Source organism: Streptomyces sp. NPDC030814, from assembly GCF_055572155.1.
On record NZ_JBVIDX010000011.1, the window covers coordinates 148,446 to 175,421 of the forward strand.

Annotated in this window: 18 protein-coding genes; 7 read left to right on the forward strand and 11 right to left on the reverse strand. The window is 69.2% G+C overall.

The features are described from left to right. Positions 1-42: 42 nt before the first annotated feature. Positions 43-912 carry a YihY/virulence factor BrkB family protein gene (locus ACZ43N_RS23710; RefSeq protein ID WP_468100144.1) on the forward strand — a complete coding sequence of 290 codons (870 nt, stop codon included), beginning with the start codon at positions 43-45 and terminating at the stop codon, positions 910-912. A gap of 222 nt (positions 913-1,134) precedes the next feature. Here the strand turns inward: ACZ43N_RS23710 and ACZ43N_RS23715 are convergent, their stop codons facing one another. Next, positions 1,135-2,442 carry a D-alanyl-D-alanine carboxypeptidase family protein gene (locus ACZ43N_RS23715; protein WP_468100145.1) on the reverse strand — a complete coding sequence of 436 codons (1,308 nt, stop codon included), beginning with the start codon at positions 2,440-2,442 and terminating at the stop codon, positions 1,135-1,137. A 121-nt stretch (positions 2,443-2,563) separates the two neighbouring features. Between ACZ43N_RS23715 and ACZ43N_RS23720 the strand changes: the two genes are divergently transcribed. Both ACZ43N_RS23720 and ACZ43N_RS23725 read left to right on the forward strand, forming a co-directional pair. Beyond that, positions 2,564-2,806 carry an SCO4848 family membrane protein gene (locus ACZ43N_RS23720; RefSeq protein WP_468100147.1) on the forward strand — a complete coding sequence of 81 codons (243 nt, stop codon included), beginning with the start codon at positions 2,564-2,566 and terminating at the stop codon, positions 2,804-2,806. Between the two features lie 16 nt (positions 2,807-2,822). Continuing rightward, entirely contained in the window at positions 2,823-4,169 is a 1,347-nt protein-coding gene (locus ACZ43N_RS23725) for a metallophosphoesterase (RefSeq protein ID WP_468100327.1), read from the forward strand. A gap of 94 nt (positions 4,170-4,263) precedes the next feature. On the opposite strand, the gene ACZ43N_RS23730 is transcribed toward ACZ43N_RS23725, so the two are convergent. Both ACZ43N_RS23730 and ACZ43N_RS23735 read right to left on the reverse strand, forming a co-directional pair. Further along, positions 4,264-5,727, reverse strand: a complete 1,464-nt coding sequence (locus ACZ43N_RS23730; protein WP_468100148.1) for a sensor histidine kinase — start codon at positions 5,725-5,727, stop codon at positions 4,264-4,266. Beyond that, positions 5,724-6,392, reverse strand: a complete 669-nt coding sequence (locus tag ACZ43N_RS23735) for a response regulator transcription factor (protein ID WP_468100328.1) — start codon at positions 6,390-6,392, stop codon at positions 5,724-5,726. Before ACZ43N_RS23735 ends, ACZ43N_RS23730 begins: the two co-directional genes overlap by 4 nt. A 238-nt stretch (positions 6,393-6,630) precedes the next feature. Here ACZ43N_RS23735 and ACZ43N_RS23740 point away from each other — a divergent pair, with 238 nt between their 5' ends. Beyond that, positions 6,631-9,069, forward strand: coding sequence for an MMPL family transporter (locus ACZ43N_RS23740; RefSeq protein ID WP_468100330.1), 2,439 nt, complete (start codon positions 6,631-6,633; stop codon positions 9,067-9,069). Here ACZ43N_RS23740 and ACZ43N_RS23745 read toward each other — a convergent pair. The 6 genes from ACZ43N_RS23745 to ACZ43N_RS23770 form a co-directional block, all read right to left on the reverse strand. Further along, positions 9,062-9,670, reverse strand: coding sequence for a Uma2 family endonuclease (locus ACZ43N_RS23745; protein ID WP_468100150.1), 609 nt, complete (start codon positions 9,668-9,670; stop codon positions 9,062-9,064). The two genes, ACZ43N_RS23740 and ACZ43N_RS23745, sit on opposite strands and share 8 nt — an antisense overlap. Before the next feature lie 90 nt (positions 9,671-9,760). After that, on the reverse strand, positions 9,761-10,564 hold the full coding sequence (locus ACZ43N_RS23750; protein ID WP_468100331.1) for a TetR/AcrR family transcriptional regulator: 804 nt from the start codon (positions 10,562-10,564) through the stop codon (positions 9,761-9,763). 18 nt (positions 10,565-10,582) lie between these two features. Further along, entirely contained in the window at positions 10,583-11,164 is a 582-nt protein-coding gene (locus ACZ43N_RS23755) for a thiol-disulfide oxidoreductase DCC family protein (protein ID WP_468100152.1), read from the reverse strand. A 5-nt stretch (positions 11,165-11,169) separates the two neighbouring features. Continuing rightward, positions 11,170-11,595, reverse strand: coding sequence for a hypothetical protein (locus ACZ43N_RS23760; protein WP_468100153.1), 426 nt, complete (start codon positions 11,593-11,595; stop codon positions 11,170-11,172). A 180-nt stretch (positions 11,596-11,775) separates the two neighbouring features. Then, on the reverse strand, positions 11,776-12,186 hold the full coding sequence (locus ACZ43N_RS23765; RefSeq protein WP_468100154.1) for a VOC family protein: 411 nt from the start codon (positions 12,184-12,186) through the stop codon (positions 11,776-11,778). A 155-nt stretch (positions 12,187-12,341) separates the two neighbouring features. Next, positions 12,342-15,812: a DNRLRE domain-containing protein gene (locus ACZ43N_RS23770; RefSeq protein WP_468100156.1), complete on the reverse strand. Its 3,471-nt coding sequence runs from the start codon at positions 15,810-15,812 to the stop codon at positions 12,342-12,344. Positions 15,813-16,356: 544 nt separating this feature from the next. Here ACZ43N_RS23770 and ACZ43N_RS23775 point away from each other — a divergent pair. The 3 genes from ACZ43N_RS23775 to ACZ43N_RS23785 all read left to right on the forward strand — a co-directional run bounded on the left by ACZ43N_RS23775 (position 16,357) and on the right by ACZ43N_RS23785 (position 24,698). Then, positions 16,357-23,571: a polymorphic toxin-type HINT domain-containing protein gene (locus tag ACZ43N_RS23775; protein ID WP_468100158.1), complete on the forward strand. Its 7,215-nt coding sequence runs from the start codon at positions 16,357-16,359 to the stop codon at positions 23,569-23,571. 8 nt (positions 23,572-23,579) lie between these two features. Beyond that, entirely contained in the window at positions 23,580-23,984 is a 405-nt protein-coding gene (locus ACZ43N_RS23780) for a hypothetical protein (protein WP_468100159.1), read from the forward strand. A gap of 288 nt (positions 23,985-24,272) precedes the next feature. Then, positions 24,273-24,698 carry an Imm32 family immunity protein gene (locus ACZ43N_RS23785; RefSeq protein ID WP_468100161.1) on the forward strand — a complete coding sequence of 142 codons (426 nt, stop codon included), beginning with the start codon at positions 24,273-24,275 and terminating at the stop codon, positions 24,696-24,698. Between the two features lie 13 nt (positions 24,699-24,711). Here the strand turns inward: ACZ43N_RS23785 and ACZ43N_RS23790 are convergent, their stop codons facing one another. After that, positions 24,712-25,503 (reverse strand): hypothetical protein, encoded by a 792-nt coding sequence (locus ACZ43N_RS23790; RefSeq protein WP_468100163.1) that lies wholly within the window; start codon positions 25,501-25,503, stop codon positions 24,712-24,714. An 83-nt stretch (positions 25,504-25,586) separates the two neighbouring features. Further along, positions 25,587-26,963 (reverse strand): FG-GAP and VCBS repeat-containing protein, encoded by a 1,377-nt coding sequence (locus ACZ43N_RS23795; protein ID WP_468100165.1) that lies wholly within the window; start codon positions 26,961-26,963, stop codon positions 25,587-25,589. Positions 26,964-26,976: the final 13 nt, after the last annotated feature.

Sequence of the window (26,976 nt, forward strand, 5' to 3'; positions counted from 1 at the left end):
TACTCCCGCATCGGGTGACCACGACGAGGGCAGAGACGGATCATGGACTGGCTGAAAAAGCTCCCCGGGATCGGCCCGCTGGCCGAGCGCCTGATGGCCACGCACGCATGGCGCTCGTACGAACGGCTGGAGCGGGTGACGTGGACGCGACTGGCCGCGGCCATGACGTTCATCAGCTTCCTCGCCTTGTTCCCGCTGCTGACCATGGGCGCGGCCATCGCCGCTGCGACACTCGGCGAGGACCGGCAGCGGGAACTGGAGGACCGGCTCGCCGAACAAGTGCCCGGCATCTCCGACCAACTCGACATCGCCGGGCTCGTCGAGAACGCCGGCACGGTCGGGATCATCGCCGGCGCGCTGCTGCTCTTCACCGGTATCGGCTGGGTCGGGGAGATGCGGGGGTGCCTGCGGGCGGTGTGGGAGAAGCCGGAGCCCGAGGAGAACCCCGTCCTCGCCAAGGCCAAGGACGCGGGCATCCTCGTCGGGCTCGGCGGCGCGGTGCTCGTCTCCCTCGCGGCCTCCATGGTGGCGTCGGCGGCGGTCGGCTGGACCGCGGACCGGCTCGGCGTCGACCGGGACGGGTGGAGCGGTGTCCTCCTCCAGATCGCCGCGTTCGGTGTGGCCGTGCTGGCCGACTTCCTGCTCCTGCTCTACGTCCTCACGCTGCTGCCGGGCGTCCACCCGCCGCGGCGGCGGCTCGTGGTGGCCGCGCTCACCGGGGCGATCGGCTTCGAGCTGCTGAAGCTGCTGCTCAGCGGGTATATGCAGGGGGTCGCGTCGAAGAGCATGTACGGGGCGTTCGGGGTGCCGATCGCGCTGCTGCTGTGGATCAACTTCACGGCGAAGTTGCTGCTGTACTGCGCGGCTTGGACGGCGGAGGGGAAGGGGGAGGAGGCCGAGGGCGCCCAGTAGCTCGGGGGTGCGTGTGGTTGTGACGGGTGCGGGTGGTGTGTGGTTTCTCGCGCAGTTCCCCGCGCCCCTGAAGGCATGGGCCTGCGGCCCCGCCTTCATCGGAAAAGCACGGGGCGCAGCCCCGGTCGCTTTTCAGGGGCGCGGGGAACTGCGCGATCAGCCCCCATGCTCCCGCGGACCGCAGCGGACAACAGCCCCGCGGACGCGACCCGGAGCGACGCCCTACTTCCCCCGCCGCAGGGGCCACTTCCGGTTGACCAGGAACAGTCCGCCGGCCACGAGGACGAGCACCCCGCCCATGACCCCCAGGGCGACGCCGATCCCGCTGGATCCGCCGGCCGCCGCGGAGGCCACCGCCTTGCCGCCCGCGCCCCCGGAGGCCGGCGCGGGGGAGGAAGCCGGTGCCGTACCTCCCGGCTGCGTACCGGCCCCGGCGCTGCCCCCGGAGGTCTCCGCTCCCTTGGGCGGCACCAGTTCACCCACCGGCTGCACCTTGCCCGCTGCCGCGAACCCCCAGTCGAAGAGCTTCGCCGTCTCCCGGTAGACCTGGTTGTGCTCGTCCTTCTCGGGGTGCATGACGGTGACGAGGAGCACGCGGCCGTCCCGCTCGGCGACCCCCGTGAACGTCGCGCCCGCGTTTGTCGTGTTGCCGTTCTTCACACCCGCGATGCCCTGGTAGGAGTCCAGGCCGCTGTCGCCCGTGAGCAGTCGGTTGGTGTTCTGGATCTCGAAGGACGACCGGCGCTTCTTGCCGTCCTTGCCCTTCTTGGTCTCACCGGGGAACTTCGCGCGCACGGTGGAGCAGTACTCCCGGAAGTCCTTCTTCTGCAGCCCCGACCGGGCGATCAGCGTCAGATCGTACGCCGACGACACCTGCCCCTTGGCGTCGTAGCCGTCCGGGCTGACCGCGTGCGTGTCGAGGGCCTGGAGCTCCTCGGCGTGGGCGTTCATGTCGGCGACGGTCTGCTTGACGCCGCCGTTCATCGCGGACAGCACGTGCACCGCGTCGTTGCCGGAGCGAAGGAAGACACCGAGCCACAGATCGTGGACGGTGTACGTCTCGTTCTCCTTTATCCCGACCATGCTGGAGCCCGCGCCGACCCCCGCGAGGTCGGAGAGGGCGACCTTGTGCTTGTCGTCCTTGTTGAACTTCGGCAGCAGCGTGTCCGCGAACAGCATCTTCAGCGTGCTCGCCGGGGCCAGCCGCCAGTGCGCGTTGTGCGCGGCCAGCACCTCGCCGGACTCGGCGTCCGCCACGATCCACGAGCGGGCGCTGATGCCCTTGGGCACCACCGGCGCGTCCCCGCCCAGGTTGGCCTGCGTCCCCGGCCTGCCCAGCTGTTCACCACCGACGGTCGACATCGCCGCCGGGGGAGTCACCGACGGGGAGGCGCTCCCGCTCGGTGTCGGGTCGGCGGCATGGGCGGCCGGGGCGACCGCCGGTGAGAACAGCGACGTCAGCGAGAGGGACACGGCGATGGCGGAGGTGACCAGCAGGGAGCGCCTGGCGGTCTTCTTGGAGGCGGGCACGATCGAGAAAGTACATGGCTCCGCCCGGTGGATCCCACCGCGGTTTCCGGTCACCGCGTCACCCGCGCCCCCGCTCGCACCCCGGCGCGACCCCCCGGCGGGCGGCGGCGATACTGAACGCATGAAGCTCAGCCGCCCCCTCTCCTGGTTCCTGCTCGCCTTCGGGGTGTGGAGCTGGGTCATCTGGGTCACTTTCATCCGGAATCTCTGGAAGGACGGCAGCGGCCTCGCGTTCGACGACGCGGGCGATCCGACCGCGTACTTCTGGGTGCATCTGACGCTCGCAGTCGTCTCCTTTGTCCTTGGGACGGTCATCGGCGTCATCGGGTTGCGCGGTCTGCGCGCACTTCGCCGGACCGCGTGACGGGGAGTACGACGTGATGGTGATCGCCTTCGTTCTCGTGGCCCTGCTGGTGCTGGCCGCCTTCGGGGTCCTGCACTGGTACGCCTGGCGCCGGTTGGTGCGCGACACGACACGGGGGCCGGGTCTGGCCAGACGTGTGGGCACCGGTGTGTTCGTTGCCGGGCCGGTGCTGCTGTTCGCGGCCTTCGGCGCCGAGCGCGGCGGTGCCCCCTTCTGGGTGCAGCAGACGCTGGGCTGGCCGGGCTTCCTGTGGCTCGCCCTCACGCTGTACCTGCTGCTGGCCCTTCTGGCGGGCGAACTCGTGCGCCCCCTGCTGAGCCGTCTCCTGGCACGGCGCGCCCCGGCCCCGGCGGAGCGGCCCGAGCCCACGGTCCGCGAGCCGGAGCCGGTCCCGGCGGGCGCGAAGCCCGCGGACCCGGCCGACGCGTCAGCGACCACCGCCCCGGCCGGTTCGGCTGCCCCCGAACCGGCGGGAGCCGCCGCCGACCACACCCCGACCGACGGTGCCTCTCCCGTCGACGGCCCCGCCCCCGCGGGCGTCTCCCGCCGACTCTTCGTCTCCCGTGTGGTCGGCGGTGCCGTTGCCGCCACCGCCGTCGGGACGGTCGGCTACGGCACGTACGGCGTCGTCCGGGGCCCGAAGGTCAAGCGGGTCACCGTGCCGCTGGCCAAGCTGCCGCGCGCGGCCCACGGTTTCCGGATCGCGGTGGTCAGCGACATCCACCTCGGCCCGACGCTGGGCCGGGGCTTCGCGCAGAAGGTCGTCGACACCATCAACGCGACCCAGCCCGATCTGATCGCGGTGGTCGGCGACCTGGTCGACGGCAGCGTGAAGGACCTGGGCCCGGCGGCGGCACCCCTCGCGGGTCTTCAGGCGCGGCAGGGCAGCTACTTCGTCACCGGCAACCACGAGTACTTCTCCGGCGCCGAGCAGTGGGTGGAGGAGGTACGGCGCCTGGGGATGACCCCGCTGGAGAACGACCGCCGGGAGCTGCCGTACCTGGATCTCGCCGGGGTGAACGACATCGCGGGGGAGGACGAGGGCCAGGGCCCCGACTTCGCCAGGGCGCTCGGCGACCGGGACACCTCGCGGGCCGTCGTGCTCCTCGCCCACCAGCCCGTCCAGATCCACGACGCCGTCGACCACGGCGTGGACCTCCAGCTCTCCGGGCACACCCACGGCGGCCAGCTGTGGCCCATGAACCACGTCGCCGAGGCCGCCAACCCCACCCTCGCGGGCCTGGAGCGCTACGGCGACACCCAGCTGTACGTCAGCCGCGGCGCGGGGGCGTGGGGGCCTCCGGTGCGGGTGGGGGCGCCGTCGGACATCACCGTCGTGGAGCTGGCGTCGAAACAGGCCTGACCGCCCGTCAGAGCCCTTTCGGGAGGCTGCAGTTCGCACGCCCACCGAGTCCTTTCTCGATTCCATCGGACGGCGAACGGGAGCCGGTGGCCTTTCAGCGCGTCGGGAGGGTGACAGTCACCGTCAGGCCGCGACCGGGAGACGTGGTCACCGAGACCTCGCCCCCGTGGGCCTCGGCCACTCCCTGGACGATGGCCATGCCCAGGCCGCTGCCGGTGCCTCCGCCCGCCCGGAAGAAGCGGTCGAAGATCCTCGCCGCGTCCTCCTCGGACAGCCCCGGACCCTCGTCCGCGACCGACAGCCGTACGGTGCCGTTCTCGCGCACCACACAGAGGCGGACCGGCACGTCCGCGGGGGTGTGGGTGCGTACGTTGCTCACCAGGTTGCCCAGGATCTGCCGCAGGCCCGACTCGTCGGCGTGGACGAGGAGGGCGCCCTCCGCGGCGACGGTGACGGGTCGCTCGGGCTGCTGGGCGCGCAGATCGGCGGCGGCGTCGCGGACCAGGCAGGCCAGGTCCACGCTCCGCAGCCGGAGTTCGGGGTGCTGGTCGAGGCGGGCGAGGGTGAGGAGTTCGTCGACGAGCCGGCCCATGCGGTCGACCTCTCCGTTCATGCGGTCCCAGGCGCGGCGGCGTTCGGCGGGATCGGTGAGCATGCCCTTCTCGTAGAGCTGGAGGTAGCCGCGGATCGCGGACAGCGGGGTGCGCAATTCGTGGGAGGCGTCGCCGACGAAGCGGCGCAGCTGGGCGGCGCCGCGTTCGCGGGTGCGGTAGGCCGACTCGACCTGCTGGAGCATCGCGTTGAGGGCGAGGCGCAGCTGCTCGACCTCCAGCGTCGCCTCGGAGCTGGAGGGCACGCGGCGGGTCAGATCACCCTCGGCGATCGCGGACGACGTCTCGACCATGTCCTCCAGGGGCCGCATCCGGCGGCGCACGCTGAACAGGGTCAGACAGGCGAGGAGCGCGAGGAGCAGGGCACCGACGCCGAAGTCCAGCCGGAGCGCCTTGCCGATCACCTTGTGGAGCGAGTCGGTGGAGGTGGCGAGCAGGACGGTCGTGCCGTCGTCGAGGCGGGCCGCGGTGACCCGGTGGGGGGCGCCCGCCACGTCGATGTCGTGGGGTTCGTCGTCGTCGACGAGTGCGGCCGGGTCGTCGACGGCGGCGGCCAGCGCCCGCTGGCCGGAGGTGGGCGTGAAACCGGCGACGGGCAGCGGCTCGCCCCGGTCGTCCAGGGCGGTGAAGACGGCGCCCTGGACCAGGGAGTCGGCCTCCTCGGCGGCGGGATCGGTGGAGGCCTTGCGGCTGATGGCGACCAGCGCGCTCAGTGCGTCGACCTGTTCCATGCTGACCCGCGCGTGACCGATCGAGTCGCGGGTCGTCATCAGCTCGGTGTCGACGCTGTCCAGCAGGTAGAGCCGCATGCCCATCGCGCTGGAGGTCGTCGCCGCGGCGATCGCCACGGCCAGCAGCACCACGTTGGCGAGGGTGAGCTTGGCGCGCAGGGAGTAGTGGCCGCGTCCCCGCCGGGGCCGACCGGAGAGCCGCCGGAGAAGAGTCATGCCAGCCCGTATCCGACGCCCCGCCGGGTGGTGATCAGCGGCGGGCCGAGCACGTCCAGCTTGCGGCGCAGATAGCTGATGTAGGTCTCGACGACGGTCGACTCGGCCGGTGCGTGCTCGTACTGCCATACGTGGCGCAGGAGTTGCTCCTTCGGCACGATCCGTCCGCCGTTGCGCACCAGGAACCGCAGCAGGGCGTACTCGGTCGGTGTCAGCTCCACCGTGCGGCCCGCCCGGTGCACCGAGTACGTCGTCTCGTCCAGCTCCAGGTCGCCGTAACGCAGCGGCGGGCGCTGGGGGAGGACGTCGGTGCGCCTGGTGCGGCGCAGCACGGCGGTGACGCGGGCGACCACCTCGTCGATGTGGAACGGCTTGGTGATGTAGTCGTCGCCGAAGCCGAGCGCGCCCACGATCTCGGCGGGCGAGTCCCGCGCGGTCAGGAAGACCAGCGCCAGCTCCGGCTGCCGGGCACGCAGCTCGCGGCCGAGGGCCCGCCCGTCGCCGTCCGGGAGCATCACGTCCAGCAGGGCCGCGTCGGGCCGGGTGCGCTCGGCGAGCGCGAGCGCCTCCCGGACCGTTCCGGCCGTCATCACCTCGAAGCGGTGGTAGCGCAGGGCGATGGCGAGGACGTCCGCGATGCTCGGCTCGTCCTCGACGACCAGCACGGTGGCCGCCGTCCCGTCCTGCCCGGCCCCGGCGTGGCCCAGGGCCTCGTCGACTCCCTCGTGTCGGGTCATGTCCTCAGTATCCGCACAGGCGTTCCGCGCAGGGGCCGCTTCCTCCTTGGAGTTCCTTGAGAGTCATGGCCGGGCCATGTCGTCCCGGCCGTCCGGTCGTCGAAGGTGTTCCAAGGACCTGGGGGACCAATCGACTGCCGAAGAAGGAGAGTTGAACGTGGCGACACTGGCACGGTGGTGCTATCGGCACCGACTGGTGGTCCTGTTGCTGTGGGTGGGGACGGTCTTCGGCGTCGGCTTCGCCGGCTCGGCCGCGGGCACCGACTACGCGAACGTCTTCTCGCTCCCGGACACGGACTCCAAGCACGCGTACGACCTGATGGGCAAGGCCTTCCCGGAACGCGCGGGCGACGTCGACACGGTGGTGTGGAAGGTCGACGAGGGGTCCGTGAGGGACGCGTCCGTACGGTCCCGGATCGAGCCCGCGCTCGAACGGATCGCGCGGATGGACGGCGTCGGTGAGGTCACCGGCCCCTACGACGAGGGCGGCGGCACGGGCGGAGGTTCGGGCGTCAGCCGGGACGGGACGATCGCCTACGCCCAGGTGACCTTCACCGAACAGGCGAACTCGGTGCCGAAGACACTGATCGACGACGTCATCGAGACGGCACAGGACGCCGAACGGGACGGGCTGCGGGTGGAGTTGGGCGGCCAGGCGATCGCCCGGGCGCAGGAGGCCACCCAGGGCACGTCCGAGGCGGTCGGCATCCTCGCGGCGGCCGTCGTCCTCTTCCTCGCCTTCGGCTCGCTCTTCGCGATGCTGCTGCCGATCGTCGTGGCGATCGCGGGCGTCGGCACCGGCATGATGGCCACGGCCGTGCTCAGCCACACCACGAACATCCCGGACGTGGCCCCGCTGCTCGGCTCGCTCATCGGCCTCGGCGTGGGGATCGACTACGCCCTGTTCATCGTCACCCGGCACCGGCGCGGCATCCTGCGCGGCATGAAACCGGAGGAGGCGGCGGTGACCGCCCTCAACACCTCCGGCCGGGCGGTGCTGTTCGCGGGCGGCACCGTGTGCATCGCCCTCGCCGGCATGCTGGTGATGAACCTCCGCTTCCTGGACGGCGTCGTCATCGCGACCTCGCTGACCGTGGTGCTGAGTGTGCTCGCGGCCGTGACCCTGCTGCCGGCCCTCCTCGGGGTGCTCGGCCCGCGCGTCCTCAGCCGCCGTCAGCGGCGCCGGCTCGCGGTCGCCGGGCCCGAGCCGGAGACGACGAGTGGCCTCGCGGCCCGCTGGTCGGCGTACGTGGAGCGGCGCCCGCGTTCGACCGCCGTGCTCGCCCTCGTGGTGATGCTGGTCCTCGCCGTGCCGGTCCTGTCGATCCGGCTCGGCACCTCCGACCAGGGCAACCACCGGGACACGACGACCACCCGGCAGGCCTACGACCTCCTGGCGGAGGGCTTCGGCCCCGGCTTCAACGGCCCCCTCCAGGTGGTCGTGGACGGGACGGACGCCAAGGGCCTCGTCTCCCGCATCGAGTCCACGCCGGGTGTGGCCCAGGTGGCCGCCGTACCGCCGGCGAACGGGGTCACGGTGATCCAGGTGGTCCCGACGACCTCGCCGCAGGACGAGCGGACCGACCGGCTCATCGACCGGCTGCGGGAGGACGTGATCCCGGAGTCCGGGGCCGAGGCCCATGTCGGCGGGGTGACGGCGGTGTCGAAGGACTTCGCGTCGGTGACCGGCGACCGGCTTCCCTACTTCATCGCGACGATCATCGCGCTGGGCTTCCTGCTGCTGATGGTCGCCTTCCGCTCCCTGATGGTGCCGCTGACGGCCGCGCTGATGAACCTCGTCGCGGCGGCCGCGTCCTTCGGGGTCCTGGTGGCGATCTTCCAGTGGGGCTGGGGCACGGAACTGCTCGGCGTGGGCAAGGAGGGCCCGATCGCCGCGTTCCTGCCGGTCATCATGCTTTCCCTGCTCTTCGGACTCTCCATGGACTACCAGGTGTTCCTGGTGAGCCGGATGCACGAGGAGTGGGTCCACACCCAGGACAACGCCCGGGCCGTGCGGGTCGGCCTGGCCGAGACCAGCCGGGTCATCAACTGCGCGGCCCTCATCATGATCTGCGTCTTCAGCGCGTTCGTGCTCAGCGGTGAGCTGGAGGCCGCGATGGCCGGCATCGGCCTCGCGGCGGCCGTCGCCCTGGACGCCTTCATCCTGCGTACGGCGCTCGTGCCGGCCGCGATGCATCTGCTCGGCAAGGCGAACTGGTGGCTGCCGGTCGGGCTGGAGAAGCGGTTGCCGCATCTGGCGGTGGAGCCGAAGGAGGAGCCGGCGGCCGTCGAGCCGGTGACCGGGTCGGAGGGCGGTGGACCCGCCTCGGTGATCCACGGCTTCATCCGCACGGCGGACGGTGAGCCGGTGGGGGACGCCGACGTGACCCTGCTGACCCGCGGCGGACGCCGACTGGACCGGGTGACGTCCCTGGCGGACGGCTCGTACATCGTCGCGGTGCCGGGCCCGGGCGCGTATCTCCTGGCGGCGACCTCACCGGCGTACGCATCGCGCGCACGGCAGGTCGTCGTGGGAGAGGGGTCGCTGGTGTACGACGTGGAGCTGGCGGGGCTGACGGAGGGGGAGGTGGACGCGGTCAGCTGACCTTCGTCTGCCCGGCCTTGAGGATCAGGTCGACGTCCAGGGTGACTTCGGCGCCGATCGACCTGGGCAGCGTGACGGTTTCGCCGGGGGCGTGGATACGGTGGGTCTGGTACTCGCCCCCGGTCGGCTCGGTGAGCACGTGCACGCGCTGGTGCTGGCGGTTGATGATGACGTACACCGGGATCTTCGCTTGGGCATAGGCGCCGACCTTGCCACGAAGGTCGTTCTCGTAGTTGCTGGAGGTGACCTCCAGAACGAGACGGAATGCGATGGGGTCGTAGCAGTTGTTCTCGATGAGGTGGTCGTCGATGTCGGCGTCGACGACCGCGAGATCCGGGATCGCGTAGTCTTCGGCTCCGTCCGGCAGCCAGACCCCCACCCCCTCGAGTACCTCGGTTTCACCGCCGGCCAGGCCCGCGGCGATGAAGGGGGTCCGCAACCTGGACAACGCACGGGCGTGGCCGACGTTGGGGGGCGGCGTCACAACGATCGTGCCTCCGATGATCTCGACGCGGTACCCCGGGAGCCGGTCCACGATCCGGTTCGCCTCCGCGATCAGCGGATGGTTGCCGTGGGGCCGCTCGACGGATGCTGCGGACATCGCGTGCCTCCTGTGGGCTGGGGTCGAGGCCATCATCGTAGGCAGGAGCGAGGCCAGAGGTCCCGTTCGACCCCATTCACCCGAAAGTGATCACCCGAGTTTCCTGTTGGCCCCCGGATCCGGCAGCACTTTCGTCATCCCCGGCAGGAAGTCCGTGAACAGTTCGTGGACTTCGTGGACGAGGGGGCGCAGGACCCGGAAGCGGGCCAGTGACACCCCTCTGGTCGTCAGCCGGGCCCCTCGCTCCGCGAGGCGGTAGCTGCGTTCGCGGCCCTCCGTGCGGTCGAAGACCCAGTAGAGGACGAGGCCCATCTGGGAGAGCCACATCAACTCGGGCAGGACCTCGCGGAGTTCCTCGGGGACCTTCGCCTTCGAACCGGCGAGGACCTCGCGGTGGATGCCGATCGACTCCTCGCGCGCACCCGACGACTCCGGGGAGAAGGGGCTGAGGGGGCTGTCCGGGTCGGCCGCGTTCTTGAAGAACTGCGCCGCGAACTCGTGGTACGGCTCCGCCACGTCCAGCCAGGTCGTCAGGACCCCGGCGATCCGCGCCTGGAGGTCCGTCTCCCGCTCCAGCACCGGCCGCACCGCCGCGAGGTGCTCCGCGCCGATCCGGTCGTAGAACCCCTGGATCAGGTGTTCCTTGCCGGCGAAGTAGTAGTACGCGTTGCCGACGGAGACCCCGGCCTCCTTGGCGATCGCCCGCATCGTCGTCTTGTCGTACCCGCGCTCCTGGAAGAGCCGCAGCGCGGTCTCCAGGATGAGCGCGCGGGTCTGCTCGGACTTCGCGGAGCCGCCCTTGGGGCCGCCGGGCGCCCCGTCGTCCTTGACGGCGGCCGCCGGCTCCGCCCCCGGGGGCTCGGGGCCGGGCTCTGCGCTGGGTTCGTCGTTCACTGCGGGCACGGGCAGAGCCTAACCAGTCGGGCAGGTACCGCTGTCGCAGTCGCCGGGGGAGGCGGGGGAGGGGCTGGAGGGGGAGCCTGGTCGCGGCTGCGGCGCCGTGTACGTCCAGCCGTTCCGGGGGTCGTACGTCCAGCCCTCTGCGGTGGAGTAGATGCTGCCGCCCCACTGCTGCCCGGCGCCCGCCCCGCGCGTACCGCTCCCGTGCTCGACGCCCCGCCACTTCGCGGCGGCGAGCACCGCGCCCCGTGCGAGCCGCGCCCCCGCGGGAGTGCTCAGCCGGTGGGCGAGCGGCCGGTGCTCGCGCAGTGCCCACAGGCAGACGATCCAGGCGGCGGAGCCCCGGTACACCTGCCCGGCGTCCCCGACGACGGTGATCTCCGCCAGGGTCGCCCGGTGGTCGAGCGCGGGGAAACGTCGCCGGGCCTCGTCGGAGCCCGCCGCGACGAAGTCGAGCGGCACCAACTGCCGCTGCCTGCCCAGCCACCCGCGCACGAAGACGCAGAGGGTGCACCGGGCGTCGTACAGCACGGTGAGCCCGCGGACCGGGACGCGCTCGGCGCCCCGGTCGGCGGTGGCCGCGATCGCCGCCATCGAGCTCACGCCCCGGCCGGCGGGACCGAGGGCGCCCCGTGCGTGGTCCAGCCCTGGGGCGCGACCGGCGGAACCTGCTCCCGCTCCATGGCGCCCCGCCGCCGGAACTTGTTCAGCACGAACACGTTGCCCAGGTGCAGTGCCCCCAGCACCAGCAGCACCACGCCGAGCTTCGCCGACACCGCCTCGAACACCTCCCGAGGGCTGCCGATGGCGCCGTCCTCGTTCAGGTAGAGGGCCACGAACCCCAGGTTCACCAGATAGAACCCGACCACCAGCAGGTGGTTCACCGCGTCCGCGAGCTTCTCGTTCCCTCGCAGCACATCCCCCAGGAAGATCCGCCCGTTCCTGCTCAGCGTCCGCGCCACCCAGATCGTCAGCCCCACGCTGACCAGTAGATAGATGACGTACGCGACGACCGTGAGGTCCATGCCCCCACCCCTTCCGGGTTCCTTGAACACGTTCAAAACGTGCTGTCGGTGAGACAGTAGACCTGTTTTTGAACATGTTCAAGCGAAGTTGGTGAGGGGGTGGGACGGGGGCCGGGGGAGACCTCGAGGAAGGTTCGGGGGAGGGTCCGGAGGAAGGTCAGGAGGACGGTCGGGAGGCGGTCAGGAGGTGCGGGCCAGCTCCGGTCGCTTGCTGTAGTCCGTGAGGCCGATGACGTTCCCCCAGGGATCGGCGAACTCCACGGTCCAGCCGGTGGCGACGGAGAACGGCGGGGCGATCGGCTCGATGCCCGCCGCCGCGAGGGCGCGGGCGGCGGCCCGGGCATCCCGCACCTCCAGCCACACCCGTGCCGAGGCCCACGCCGGCAGCCGGTGCGGCAGCTCGCCCTCCAGTCGGAGCAGCAGCCCGGGAGTCTCCTTGCCCACCTTCAGCTGGGCGATCCCCACCTCGTCCAGATGGAAGGCGACATCGAAACCGGCCCGCCCGTAGAAGGCGACGGCCGCGCCGAGGTCGCCGACCGGGAGGAGAATGTTGTCGAAGCCGAGCAGGTCGTACGACTCATTTTCTGACATGTCGTCAGATTAGAGCGTCCGTCGGTGTGGTACCGGGAGCGACAGCACTCGTGTGACGCGGGCAGGGGCAGAGTGCACATGAACATGACCGCGGGCATGGAGAGGGGCCGACCGCGGACGTTCGCGGTCGGCCCCTCTCCTTCTCCGAGCTGCGGTCAGCCGATGGCGATCCGGGTCTTCCAGTAGCTCACGGGTGCGATGATCTCCGTTCCCGAACCCGTCAGGACGGTCTTGCCGCCGGCGTAGAACCGGACCGAGCCGTCGGAGCGAACGGTCCAGACGTCGGGGATCCCGTCCCCGTTCGCGTCCGGGGTGCCGATGAGCAGGGGGACGTTGGCCCTGGACCAGCCGGCGGAACCGTACTCGAGATCGGTGCCGCCGGAGGAGTCGGCACCGGAGGACAGGGAGTCCAGGTCGGTGCCGCCGCCGCTTGCCGCCTTGCCCTTGCGGAGCATGAGCTGGGAGTGGACGTCGGCGCGGTACACCATGTCCGTCACACCGTCGCCGGTGATGTCCAGGACGGTGACGATGTCGCGCTCGGTCCAGGCGGAGGCGGACAGACGGATCGCTTGGTCGATGGTGGCGCCGTGGTAGCCGGTGAGAGCCCAGAGTTCGTCGCCCGCGGTGGCGAAGAAGTCGGTGCGGCCGTCGCCGGTGGCGTCACCCGTGGAGACGATCTGCGTCAGCGAGGACGGGCTGGGAGCCCCCTCTGGGAGCAGGATTTCCACTCGCTTGTCGATGTTGACGGCACCGTAGCCGTCGCCGGGATACACCCAGAGCTTCCCCCCGACGCGCACCACCAGGTCCTGGAGGCCGTCACCGCCGTAGATGTCCCCGTTGTGGGTGATCAGGGCGCCCTTGAAGTGTCCTGAGGGTGCGGCGACGTACGGTGGCAGGTCGTCGCCGTTCGGATCCTTGGCCGGGTTGGACCGGTAGGCGCCGGCCATCGAGTAGTCCAGGTCGCCGGAGCCCTTGGTGAGGTCGTTGGTGGCCTGGGAGGGGTAGAGGGCGAGATTACCCGCGTCGGTGACGACCATCAGGTCCGGGAGCTTGTCCCCCGTGAAGTCGCCGGGTGAGTCGGCCTGGTCGCGGGGGGTGACGTAGAAGAAGTACTTCGTGGGCTGCGACACGTTGCCCGCGCCGTCCACGGTCCGTACGTACAGGACGTTGGGACCGGCGGTGGGCGGCTTGGCGTTGGTCAGGGTCGCGCTGACGGTGGTCGCGGTACCGGCTTTCCGGTCCACGTGGAAGGGGTAGCTGGGCGCGTTGAACCCGTACTCGTACCGTACGACGTCCGCGTTGAGGGCACGCACGGTGAATGTGCCGGGGGTGCCGAACTTCTTGGTGCTCCACTTCGTGTCGTCGGCGCCGCTGCCGAAGCCGTTCTCGTCGCTGTCGGCATTGGGGAAGTCGACGGAGCTGACCTTGGGCGATTTCGGCGCGGCGGTGTCGAGGACGAAGCGGCACGGTGTTTTCGCCGGGGAGAACGGCGAGGAGGAGTCCGCGTCGTCCCAGGCCTGTACCCGCCAGGAGTAGAGGGTGCCGTTGGTCAGTTTGCTGGTGGGGAACTCGTCAGTCGTCCTCAGCGCGGTGTCTTTGTCCTTTCCGACAGTCGCTTTGCCGGTTTTGCCGAGGAGGTCACCCGTTTTCGCCCACTTGCCGTGCGGCCACAGGTCGAAGTCGAGGTATTCGAGGTTCTTGTCCTTGTCGGACGCCTTCGCGGTGAACGTGAGGCTTCCCGATCCCATGCGGGCGTACGGCCGAGTGGTGGTGCACTTGGCGTCCGGGCCGAGGTCGAGGGAGGTGGGAGCGGTGGGCCTGCGGTTGTAGACGAGTTCGAGCACGGGCGGATAGTCCCCGTTGGCCATGAACTTCTTCCACGCGTACTGCGAGTTCTCGTCCCGGGCGCGCATTCCGAACGTGATGCTGTCGCGGCCCTCGTCAGCCCTTTTCTGGGCGGCCGAACGAACGTTGAAGCCTTCCCAGGCGTCCCGGCAACTGGACTTGTAGCCGTGCGCGAAACTCTTGGTGGTGATCTTGTTGCCGTCGTGCAGCTTGGGCGCGTTCCTCCAGTTGGTCCGCCCGTTGACCTTGCCGGTGAGGTGCACGCTCACCGAGCGGGCGCTGCATGACCAGGAGTACGTCTCCAGCACGCGCAGCGTCGCTGTCTCGATCTTCGTTCCCTTGATGTCCTTGTCGAAGTCCATGTTGAAGTACGAGCGCGAGGTGCCCCAGGTGTCCGACTCGAAGCCGACCCGGGCCTCGTGCGTCCCGCCCTTGTTGAAGCCCTTGCCGTTGTAGAACGTGGCGTTGGGGTGTCGGCTGTACGCGGTGGTCCAGTTCTGGATGTGCTTCTTGACCGACGGGTCGACGAAGACCGGGTACGTGGTCGCCGGGTCGGTGAGGAAATCCTGATCGGGAGTGAGGCGCCAGTTCCCCCCGGACAAGTCGGTCTCGACGAGCTCACCATGGGAGTCTGGAGAGGGTCCGTCGAGCCCGGGCAGGCTGAGCGTGGCGGCCGGGCCGGTCCGGGAGGGCTCGGGCGTCGGCTCGGCCGGGGCGGCCGGCGGGGGAGAGTCCGACGGAGTGGGTGCGGGACCGTCGGTGGCCACGGGGAGCTCTTCGGGGTCCGGGTCGATCTGCTCGTCCGTCTCGACCAGCTCTTCCTCGGTCGGGCTCGCGTCGTCGCTGGGAGTGGGTGTGGATGTGTCGACGGGGTCCGGGCTCTCAGGCTCGGTCGGCTGGGCGGAGGCACCGACCGAGCCGTCGGTGACCGCCGGGGCGCCGCTGCTGTCCCACATCAGGGGCGTCGGTGACAGCGCGACCTCCTTGCCGTCCGCGTCCTCGGCGGCGAGGACGCCCGTGATCGGGTTCAGCCGGAACGACAGGTCCGCCGACGTGATGCCGTAGGTGAGCTGCTTTGTGCGCGGGTCGGCCGCCGCCTGTCGGTTCTTGAGGACCAGCAATTGCGCGAAGCCGTCGTCGTCGGCGGTGAGAACCAGATCGGCGCCCGGGAGGATCTCCGGGTACAGGGCGCGGGAGCCGTCGATGATCGGCGCCGGCACCGCACCCGGCCAGGTGAGCTGGATGTCGTGGCCATCGACGGTCAGGGTGACGAGGGTGTTCGAGTCGGAGGCGGCAGTCTTGAGGCCCTTGAGCAGGGAAACCCGGTGCACCACGGACCGGGAGGCGCGCTGCTCGTCACGCGTCGCCTCGGAGCCGGCCGAGAACACCATTTTGGTGTTGGTGGCTTTCGGCTCCCAGCCCTTGCCGGTGCGGTGCAGGTCGTAGTCGATGACCTTCCAGCCATCGTCCACCTTGGCCCGGATGGGTGAGGAGTAGAGCTTCTTGGCCATCTTGCCGTCAGGGCGCGCCCAGGTGGTGGATCGCGCGGTGCGCAGTGCCGTGACCTCGACCGACTTACCGGTCTTGGAGGCCTGTGCGAGCGCGACGGCTTCGGTGACTGGCTTTGCCTTGCGGTCGCCGTTCGACTTGCCGCGTGCATCAGGCTCGTCCAGGCCGAGTCCGACGAACGTGATGCCGGTCGCGGCGAGCGCCGCGGTGAGTACGACGGCGGTCGTCCGTCCCCCGGGCACGCGGCGCCGGTTGCGCTCCTTGCGCGTCATCGGCGAGTTCCCCTTCCCCCCTTGGAACCGGCACGGGACATGGCTCGGCCGGGCCAGCCGATGATGGCTCAAGAGATGGCTGCCGTCACGCTTCGCAAACGACGGGATGCGAATGAGTCGGACAGTGACGAGGCTCGTAAGTGTGGTTGACAGTCTGAGTCCCCAACTAGCCCATGGGCTGGTCTTTTTGGGATATAGGGCGGCAGATCGCACCTCAACTGCGCTGATTAAGCGCGTATTTGCGGTGGGAACCAGCGAATCGGGCACTTGACGGCAGACGCGTGAAGGATGCCGGTACCTCAGGTAAATGAAGATTCGGACTTCACTACCCGTTACGTTGCGCTACATACCGTGGCGATCATCACATCCTCACAGTCGATCTAGCGGAACTCCACAAAGTCGACACAGAATCTGCGACATCTGATACGCCATCACGCGTGGTCCGTTCCTGGTCCCGCCTCGAATGGTCCGGGGGGACCTCGCCGTGTTCGGTCGCTTTTCGTCTGTCCGCTCGCGTCGGCTGCGCCGGGTGCGCGCTGCCGTCGTGCCAACTGTCGGGGCAGCGCTGCTGGTAGGCCTTCTGCCGGCACAGTCGTTCGCGTTGCCGCCCGACCCGGCCACGGCTGAGAAGGGCCGCGAGACCCTCGACCTGGAGCCCCTCGACTCGGAGGAGGCCGTCGCCGGAGCAGTCTCCGAGCCCGACCTGGAGACCCTCAAGGTCGACGTCCCGCCGGACCAGCAGCAGGCCCCGACGGGCACGGCCACCACTCCGGCTGCCGGCACGGGGTCCGTCGACTTCGGCTCGGCCGGTGGCGCGACCCCCGCATCGGCCCGAACGACCGAGGAAGCCCGACAGGTCGCCCTGACCCCTGTCGAGAATCTCCCCGTCAGCCTCGGACAGGCTCCGGACCAGGCGGCCCCGAGCGGTACCTGGCAGGTCCAGGTCTACGATCGCGCCGCCGCGGTGTCCCAAGGGGTCGACGGCACGGTCGTGAAGGTCCAGGCTCCCGCGACCGGCTCCGTGCCGATCTCGGTCAAGCTCGACTACGCGAAGTTCAAGAACCTCTACGGTGCCGACTGGGCCTCTCGTCTGCGCTTCGTCCAGTTCCCCGAGTGCTACCTGACCACGCCCGATGTCGAGGCCTGCCAGGAGTACGAGGAACTGGAGACCACCAACGACCCCCAGGCCCAGTCGATCACCGCCACGGTCGACACGGCGGCGGACGGGACCGTCACCCCTGCTTCGGCGAAGTCGACGACGACCGACGGGCCGGCGATCGCCCGAGCGGCCTACCGCACTTCGGACACCGGGGTCACGCCGGTCGCCGCGACCGGTGACACGGCCGTCGTCGGCGCGGTCGACTCCGGCGGCGGTGCCGGCGGCACCTTCAAGGCCACGCCGTTGGCCTCCAGTGGCAAGTGGTCGGCGGGCGGCTCGTCGGGCGCGTTCACCTGGACGTACCCGCTGACGGTTCCGGCGGCCCCCGCCGGCCCGGCTCCGAACGTCGAGTTCACCTACAGCTCCCAGAGCGTGGACGGACGTACCGCCGTCGCCTCTCCCCAGTCCTCCTGGATCGGCGAGGGCTGGGACTACGACGCCGGTCACATCGAGCGCCGCTACCGCGCCTGCCAGGACGACCGCAAGAAGATGAAGTCCGGCACCGCCAACAACACGGCCAAGAAGGACAAGACGTCCGACCTGTGCTGGGTGTCGTACAACGCGGTGATGTCCCTCGGCGGCAAGACGACGGAGCTGGTGCGGGACGCCGCCTCCGGCAGCAACCCCGAGACCGACACCGAGATCTACCGCTCCGAGAGCGACGACGGCACCCGGATCGAGCACCGCGTCGGCGGCACCAACGGCGACAACAACGGTGAGTACTGGATCGTCACGACCACGGACGGCACGAAGTACTACTACGGCCTCAACCAGGTCGGCGGCGGCCACGCCGACACCGACTCCGTCTCCACCGTCCCCGTCTTCGGCAACCACCCGGGCGAGCCCTGCCACGCCACCTCCTTCGCCGACTCCCGCTGCGGCGCGGGCAAGAAGCAGGCCTGGCGCTGGGGCCTGGACAAGGTCGTCGACGTGCACGGCAACACGTTGGTCGTCACCTGGAAGCAGGAGACCAACCACTACGCCGTGAAGAAGAAGTTCAAGTCGCCCGAGCAGTACGACCGCTACGCCTACCCGAAGACCATCGAGTACGGCATGCGCTCGGACCTGACCAAGCCGTCCGCGACCGTCGAGTTCGGCGTGGCGCAGCGCTGTCTGAAGTCGGCCACGGCCTGCGACGCGGCGAACTTCGCGAAGACCTCCGATCCGGGCGCCTATCGCCCCTGGTGGGACACCCCCGGCAACCTCAACTGCAAGTCGACGTCGAAGCTGTGCCCGGCCTTCCCGTCCTTCTGGACGCAGATGCGCCTCGACTCCGTGACGACGAAGGCGGCGCGCGCCGGCCAGACCGGCCTGGGCAAGGTGGACACGTACGAACTCCACCAGTCCTTTCCCGCGGACTGGTACTACACCTCCCCCGGGCTCTGGCTGAACTCGATCACCCGCCGTGGCTTCGCCCCCGGCGACACCACCGGCACCCTCCAGCACAAGGACGGCGTCAGCTTCGGCGAGTACACGGTCGGCTCCTCGTCGCCCCTGAAGGGTCGCCTGAAGGACCGCCAGCTGCCCAACCTGGTGTCGAGCGGTCCGAAGGACCAGCGCCCACCCTTCACCCGCCCCCGCATCGGCACGGTCGCCACCGAGCACGGCGGTGACATCGAGGTCGAGTACAAGGGCGGCTGCGCGAGCGAGCCGTCCGAGGACAAAGGCAGGAACAACGGCACCTGCTACCCGGTCCGCTGGTCACCGGACGGCGACGAGAAAAAGCCCGCGAAGTCCTGGTTCAACAAGTACGTAGTGCACTCCGTGACCGAGAACGACAAGGTCACCTCACGCGGCAAGCTGATCCACACCACGTACGACTACTCGGAGCCCGCCTGGGCGAAGTCCGACGACGAGTTCACGCGGCCGTCCCTGCGCACGTACAACGTCTGGCGCGGTTACGGCCGGGTGGCGGTCACCAAGGGCAGCAAGACCGCCTCCGGAGAAGGGCCGCAGGCGCAGTCGTACTCCGAGACGCGGTACTTCCAGGGCGTCGGCGGCGAGGTCAAGGATTCCACCGGGAAGTACACGCTCGTCAGCGATGACGAGCCGCAGTACGCGGGCATGACTGCCGAGACCCTCACTTACGTCGACTCGGACAAGGGAAAGCCGCAACAGCGCACCCTCAACTACCCCTGGTCGAAGCAGACCGCTTCCCGGTTCCGTGAGGCCGAGGACGGCGCGGACATGGATCCGCTCCTGGCCCACCGCAGTGGCGTGAAGCGCACGGACGAGATCCAGAAGGTCGGCGACAGCTGGCAGGCCGTTCGGACCCTGACGACCGTCGACGACACCTACGGCATCCCGACCCAGGTCGAGACGGCGGTGGTCAAGCCGGACGGCTCCGGCGAGACCCTGTCCGACCAGATCTGCACCAGGACGACCTACGTCCACAACACGTCGGCCTGGCTGATCGGACTGCCGAAACAGCAGCGCACCACGGGCACCACCTGCGCGGCCCACGACACCGCCGACCCGGCCACGAAGCTGATCAGCGCGACCCGCACCACCTACGACAACCAGTCGTACGGCGATGCCCCGACGAAGGGCCTGGTCACCGCCTCCGCCGGGGTGGACGGCACCGGGACCTCGTACTCGGTCGTCACGAAGACGACGTACGACCCGCTGGGCCGGGTCCGCACCGTCGCCAAGCCCGGTGCCGGTACGACGGAGATGCAGTACACCCCCGGAGACGCGGGTGGACCCGTCACCTCCGTGAAGGCGATCAACGCCAAGGGCCACGCCGTCACCACGACCTTCGACCCCGGCCGGAGCCTGGCTCTGACGGTCACCGACGCCAACGGCCGGGTGATCCGCAGCGAGTACGACGCCCTCGGCCGCTTCGTGAAGGGCTGGTCTCCGTCCCGCTCCTCGGGTGGGAAGTCGCCGAACGTCGAGATCGAGTACCAGCCGGCGATCGCCACATCGAAGGAGTCCCGCCCCGCCGCGGTCACGACCAAGTCGCTCAAGGACGACGGCACCTACAGCCGTCAGGTGACGATCTACGACGGTCTGATGCGTCAGGTCCAGACACAGTCGGAGGCGCACGGCCCCGGCCGCGTCGTCACGGACACCACGTACGACGACCACGGCCTGGCCGACGAGCAGACCAGTGCGTACCTCGCGAAGGGCGAGCCGGCCGCCGAACTCTTCTCCCCGAAGTCGAAGTCGCTCGTCCCGAGCCGGGTCAAGTTCCGCTACGACGGCCTGGAACGGCCGGTGAGCGAATCGAAGTACCACGACGAGACCGTGGTGCACACGACCAGGACGGAGTACGGCGACACGAGCACGTACGTGGATCCGCCCGGCTCGACGTCGCCGCGGACCCGGACCTACACGGACGCCCTCGGCCGAGTCACCTCGATCGTCCACTACAAGGACGACACGACGAGCGCGGGACGCACGACCACCTACGGGTACGACGCCCGAGGCCGGCGCACCACCGTCACCGATCCCGCGGGCAACGAGTGGACGTACAAGTACGACGCCCGGGGCCGGGTGACCTCCACCACCGACCCGGACGTGGGCAAGACGGAGACGTGGTACGACGAGGCCGACAGGCCGTACAAGGTCACGGACGCGAAGCAGCGGACGACGTACACGGAGTACGACGAGCTGGGCCGGATCAAGTTCGTCCGCGAGAACTCCGAGAGCGGTACGCCGAGCAAGTCGTTCACGTACGACTCCCTGCCGGGCGCCCTCGGCCAGCCGGTCGCCTCCACCAGGCACACCACGAACGGCGACTACGTCAGCCGTGTCACGGGGTACGACACCGAGTACCGTCCGACGGGCACCGAGACGGTGATCCCGGCCAACACCATGACGACGGGAGTCTCCGGGACGTACGCGTACAAGTACACGTACACCCCGACCGGAAAGCCGCAGACGGTCACACTCCCGTCCGTGGGCGGACTGGCCCAGGAGAAGGTCGTCACCCGCTACAACAGCGACGGCCTGACCGAGTCGACCTCGGGTCTCGCCTGGTACACGTCCGACATCACCTACTCCCCGTACGGCGAACCCCTTCGCACGGTGTCCGGCTCCCAGCCGAACCGCGTCTGGACGACCAACTTCGTCGACCCGTACACCGGACGTCTCCAGCGCACGGTCGCGGACCGGGAGACGGCGGGCCCGCACCGCATCTCGAACAGCCACTACGCATACGACAAGTCCGGCATCATCACGTCGAACGCCCGTCAGCTGTCTGACGCTTCGGGCGACACCTGGGACACCCAGTGCTTCACCTACGACGTGATGGGCGAGCTGGTCAACGCCTGGACGTCGAACATAGCGCCCACCGGCAACGGCACGGGCTGCAAGTCGGCGGACGGCACGGCGTGGGGCCCGCGGACGGACTTCGCGTCCTCGTCGGGACCGGTGGCGGACGCTCCGGACACGGCGAGTGACGCGTCCACCCCGGACGCCTCCCTGAAGTCGACGCTGGCGGCCACGGCCCCGTCCACGGGGACGGTCACCACGGGTGCGACGGCCTACCACCAGTCCTTCACCTTCGACTGGCTGGGCAACCGGGCCACCCTCACCGAGGCCGACCCGGCGGACACGGCCAAGAACGTCACCTTCACGTACGGCTACAACGCCAAGCAGCCGCACACGATGACGTCGATCGGCTCCAGCCCTGCGGGGCAGAGCAGCACGTACACCTATGACGCGGTGGGCAACACGACGGTCCGTGACCTGGTCGCCGGGCCCCAGGACCTGAAGTGGACCTCGGAGAACAAGCTCGACACGATCACGGTCGGCGGCAAGAAGACGACCTACGTCTACGACGCCACCGGCAACCGCCTCCTGGAGAACTCCCCCTCCGGCTCGACGCTCTACCTGGGCGAGACAGAGGTGACGACGGGCAGCGGCGGTGCGGTGACTCGTGCCTCCCGGTCCTACGCCCAGCCCGGTGCTCCGGTGGTGACCCGCACCGCGACCAGCGGCGCGACGACGGGACACCAGCTCTCGGCCCTCCTGGCGGACCACTTGGGCACGGCGAACACGGCGGTCGCGCTGACGAGCGGTCAGGCGGTCACCCGCCGAGCCGCCAAGCCGTACGGCGAACTCCGCGGCCCGAAGCCGGCGTCATGGCCCAACAAGCGCGGCTACATCGGCGTCGGCATCGATGACGCCGCCACTGGCCTGACCCACATCGGCGCCCGCGAGTACGACCAGAACTCGGGCCGATTCATCTCAGCGGACCCGATCATCGACATCGCGGACCCGCTGCAGATGAACGGATACGCCTATTCCAACAACAGCCCGGTCTCGCACTCCGACCCCACTGGTCTGTGCTTGACCTGCGGCGAGGGGTATCCGATCGGAGGAACGGGCGGCAAGGGGAACAAGAAGCGTTATGTCAGCGCTTCCCAGGGCGCTTCCCAAGGAGGGGGCGGGGTCGGCGAGCCGAGCAGTACGCCAGACAGGCAGTGGGTATGGGCCCACACTCCCAGATCGAACGACGCGCGCAAGGTGGCCAGCCAGTACTACCTCAACGGGCCCAACACGTTCCTGAATACCGCGAGTGGCTACTGGTATCCCCAGACCAATGTGTTCGGCACTCCGGAAACCGTCTGCTTTGGTCGCATGGCCTGCAGCAACGCGTACAAGTACTTCCTCGCCCACCCAGGGGATGCCGCCGGAGCGAAGGAAGTCGCTGCCAACTATTGCGTCGACAATCTGAAGGAATGCCAGAAGGACGCCCGTATTTGGGCGCGGTCAATGGAGCTCGGGGACGAGTTCGTCGCGGCCATGGGCATGGGACCAGGTCGTCTACTCAGTGCGGTTGGCCGTAAAGCCGGAGGTTGCACCCAGTGCTTCCTCGCCGGGACCGACGTCCTCATGGCTGACGGAACGACCAAGGACATCGAGGACATCGAAGTCGGCGACAAGGTCCAGGCCACGGATCCGGAAACCGGCGAATCGGGAGCGCGTGAAGTCACCCGCCTCATCGTCACGGAGGACGACAAACACTTCAATGAACTCTCCATCGCCACGGAAGACGGCGTCGAGCAGCTCACGGCGACCTACGAGCACCCCTTCTGGTCACCGTCAGAGGACGAGTGGATCGAAGCCGGCGACCTAGAGCCGGGCATGACCCTGCTCACTGACGAAGGCAGCACGGTCGTTGTCACAGGGAACCGTGCCTACACACAGCACGCCCGGACGTACAACCTCACGGTCGACGACCTGCACACGTACTATGTGCTGGCGGGCGAGACGCCGGTACTCGTTCACAATAGCAACTGCGCAGCACAGCCTGATTTCAATTCAGGATTCTCGGCGGCGAGGCACTATGCCAAGCACGTGTTGGGTGTGAAGGCTGGAAAGAGAGGCAGGCTTACGGCCGGAGATACGGCAGACATGCCCGAGTTTAAAGGGCCTGGCGGGCTGAAGCGTTACCGTGAAACCGCGAGAAACTTCATGTCAGGCGATGGCCCGGAGGGTTCGATCTCACTGCCAAGTTCTAGCGGTGGAATGTTCCGTGTTGATCCGCAAACCGGATACTTTGGATACATGAACTCATCGGGGACTATCTCAACGTTCTTCAGGCCAAGGGGGAATCCAGTGGATTACTTCTGGAGTCAGTTCAAGTGAGAGATCGGGTGAGCAGGTTTGACGATAGGTTCCAGGAGATCGCTCAAGCCCGCGGGTGGAGCCAATCGCTGCTGCCAGTTACTGCCCTGGGGATGTGGGAGGGGTTCGTCAACGAGTGTCAGATCGGCTATGGGCTTGACCTGTCCGAGTATCTCAATGATTTGGCCGTCCGAGATCTGCTTGCCGCAGCCCTGGCGGATGTGGAGATGGAGGGCCTGGATGAGTACGAGTGGCTAGTTCGCGAGACGCGCAGAATCGACTCGCTCTTCCGGGAGCTTCTGGCCAATGGACCAGTAGTGTGGCTAAATTCCGCGACCTGGTGGAGTAAGTCGTTGCCTGAGTACGGGTCGGAGGAATTTGTGTCTGATGTTCGGGAACGTCATGACGTGGTTCTGAGGGTCAAAGAGCGGTAGGCGAGATGCGCGTTCGGTGCTGGCCTTCAAGGTGCTGAAGGCTGCCAACGGGGCCGAGGGGTAGCCTCGATACCACTCACGAGCGGCTCCAGGTCCTGGCTGTCGTGCACGTTCGAGCCGGAGATCCCTAGGGACAGCGGCAGTATGTTCCTGTCGGCGATCAGGTGGTCTTCGATCCCGACTTGCCGCGGCCGGTCGGATGCGGTTCCGTCAGTGGCCCCCCTTGTGGCAGACATTCGTCAGACGGTGCGGTCGGGACCGCTGAAGGACCCGCACACACCGATCGACATGAGCGCCGTGAGACCGGGAGACTCCGTGATCCAGTCCGAGCTGACCGTCCGTTCCGTCGCGGACCCCGGGGAAGTGGAAGTGTCCGGGACCGTGGCGGCGCTGGAGGACTGGGCCGAGAACATGATCGGCGACGACACGGAGATCACCACCCGTGCCGGGACCGACCCCGCCCCCGTACGCCCGCCATCTAGCGGGCATCCGGGTGCGGTCGACCTCGACTGGGCCGGTGAAGCTCTCCGTCGACGAGGACCGGCAGACCTGACCCTCACGGGCTCGGAGGCGTTCACGTCGGTTCTCGCGGAGAACATCGGGGGCCTGTGCCAGGAGGGCGTGCCGGGGGAGCACCTGCACATCGAGTACTTCCCCGACCACTTCTATCTGGCGGAGTCCCGGATCGCCTTGGTCGTGGCCCGCGTCGACTGACGCGGGCCCCGGCTCAGGAAGCGCAACCCCCCACCCGCCGCGTGCTCAGCGCGACGTCGTCCATCCGCACGTCGTACGACGACGGAGTCGGGTTGGCCTGGTACAGCTGCCAGCCCAGCTTCAGCTTGTCGAAGGTCGGGAAGATGAAGTCGTCCGCCGTGCCGCCGTGCTGCTTCGTCGAGACCGTCAGGTCGGGCTGCTCGACGCCGTTGAGGTACACGGTGACCCGGTTGTCCGTCGCGTCGAGGTGGAACTCCGCGCAGGTCCACGCCCCGTCGGCGGCCGGCGCGGACGTGCGCCAGTTCGTCCAGTCGCCGGTGGGGCCGAGGTCGGAGCCGACGCCGTAGAAGTTGCCGTTGTCGGTGGGGGCGAACTGGCCGCCGAGCGGCCGGACCAGGGTGGGGGAGTCGGCGCCGGACGCCTCCGCGAGGGTCCAGTGGGCCCAGGGGGGCCCTTCCGGGAAGCGGTCGACCCGCAACCGTATCCGCGCCCAGAAGCTGTTGCCGGGCGCGGCGAGGTCGGGGAAGACCATGAAGGCACGGCCGTTGCCCTCGGTGTGGATCCGGAGTTCCCGGCCGCGCCCGTCGGCGGCGCGCTCGACGGTCAGCGAGCCGTTCGCGGTGTCGGTGGTCCAGCCACGGCCACCGGTGACGGGGCCGAGGGGCAGCCGGTTGAAGTTCTCCTTCGCGAAGGTCCCGCCGTACATGTCGTGCGGGGCGGGGGTCGCCGAGGCAGTGGGGGGTGTCGCGATCAGCATCGCGGCCGCGGCCGACAGCGCGGCGGCGGCTTTCCTCAGGGAGTTCATGGGAGCAGTGTGTGATCAACAGCCCCATCCGTCACATGAGTTGCATGCTATCCAGCCAAGCGACACCCCCGCTCCCGCTACCGCTACTGCGGGAAGGTCGGCTTCAGGCTCAGCTCCGTCACGGTGTCGGTCGTGACCCCAGAAGCGCTCGCCCGGAAGAACAGGCTCGTCTCGCGGTTCTCGCTCCCGGCGAGGAGGTCCTTGTCACCGTCCCCGTCGAGGTCGCGCAGGCGGATGGCGGAGCCGAACATCTCGTACCGTTCAGGGTGGCCCGGTACTCCCGCCGTGGCCCGGCTGAACCACTGGAAGCCGGTGCCGGTCAGGCCCTTCCTGCCGCCGCGCAGGATGTGGATGCCACCCCCGTCCTTCGTGGAGCCGACCTTCTCCCCGGAGACTCCGACCGCGAGGTCCGGGTAGCCGTCGCGGTCGGTGTCGCCGGCGGAGAGGTCGTACCCGAAGCAGTCACCCTTCGACGCGGCCGTGGCGATGCCGGAAGTGGCTTGGGTGAGGCGGTACTTGGTGGTCGGGCCGCTCTTGCCGCCCCGCACGACGACCACCGAGCCCGCGCCCTTGTTGTACGACGTGTCGCCGACCGCCAGGTCCCCGTAGCCGTCCTTGTCGAAGTCGGCGACGACGCCGGTCGGGTCGTAGTCCGGCTCCGTGTTGTTGATCGCGACCAGCTTGCCGCTCCACCTGACCGTCTTGCCGCCGCGCAGCAGCCAGGCGTCCTGGGTCATCTTGTTCTTGCGGTAGCCCTGGCCGAGGACGTACAGATCGGTGGCCCTGTCCTTGGTGACCTTCCCGGCGACCAGCCCCGTCGGTTCGAGGGTGTGGGTGGCGTCCGAGCGGGTGTGCTTGGTGACCTTGCCCGTCCTGTCGGCCTGGGTGAAGCCGCCCCGGTAGATGTGGACGGTGTCGAGGCCGTCGGCGACCGCGAGGTCCGCCTTGCCGTCACCGTCGAAGTCACCGGTCTCCAGCTCGTTGCCGAAGCCGCGGTGGGACTTGGCCTTGAGGGGGAGCCTCGTCGCCTTGGTGCCGAGACCGGACCTGCCGCCCCACATGATGGTGACCGCGCCCGCGCTGACCTTCCCTCTCACCTTCTCGCTGCGGTCGGCGACCGCCAGGTCGGCGTAGCCGTCACGGTTGAGGTCGGCGGCGGCGAGATCCTCACCGAACCCGTCGACGTAGCCGCCCGCGTCACCGGACTTGCCCGGCACACCTGCGCTGTTCTGCGTGAACGTCCTGGTCCTGCTGCCGGGACCGGTCGCCGTCCCGTAGGTCACCGTGAACGAGCCATGGTCGGTGGTCGCGTAGTCCCGGTACCCGTCGCCGTTGAAGTCGTCGGCGTACTTGGCGGGGGCGGCGCTCGCGCTGCCCGTCGAGAGGGCGAGCAGCCCGCCGGTCAGCGACACGGCCGCGGCCGTCGCGAGAACCAGACGGGTGTTCCTGCGTGTGAACATGCGTCTCCTGCGG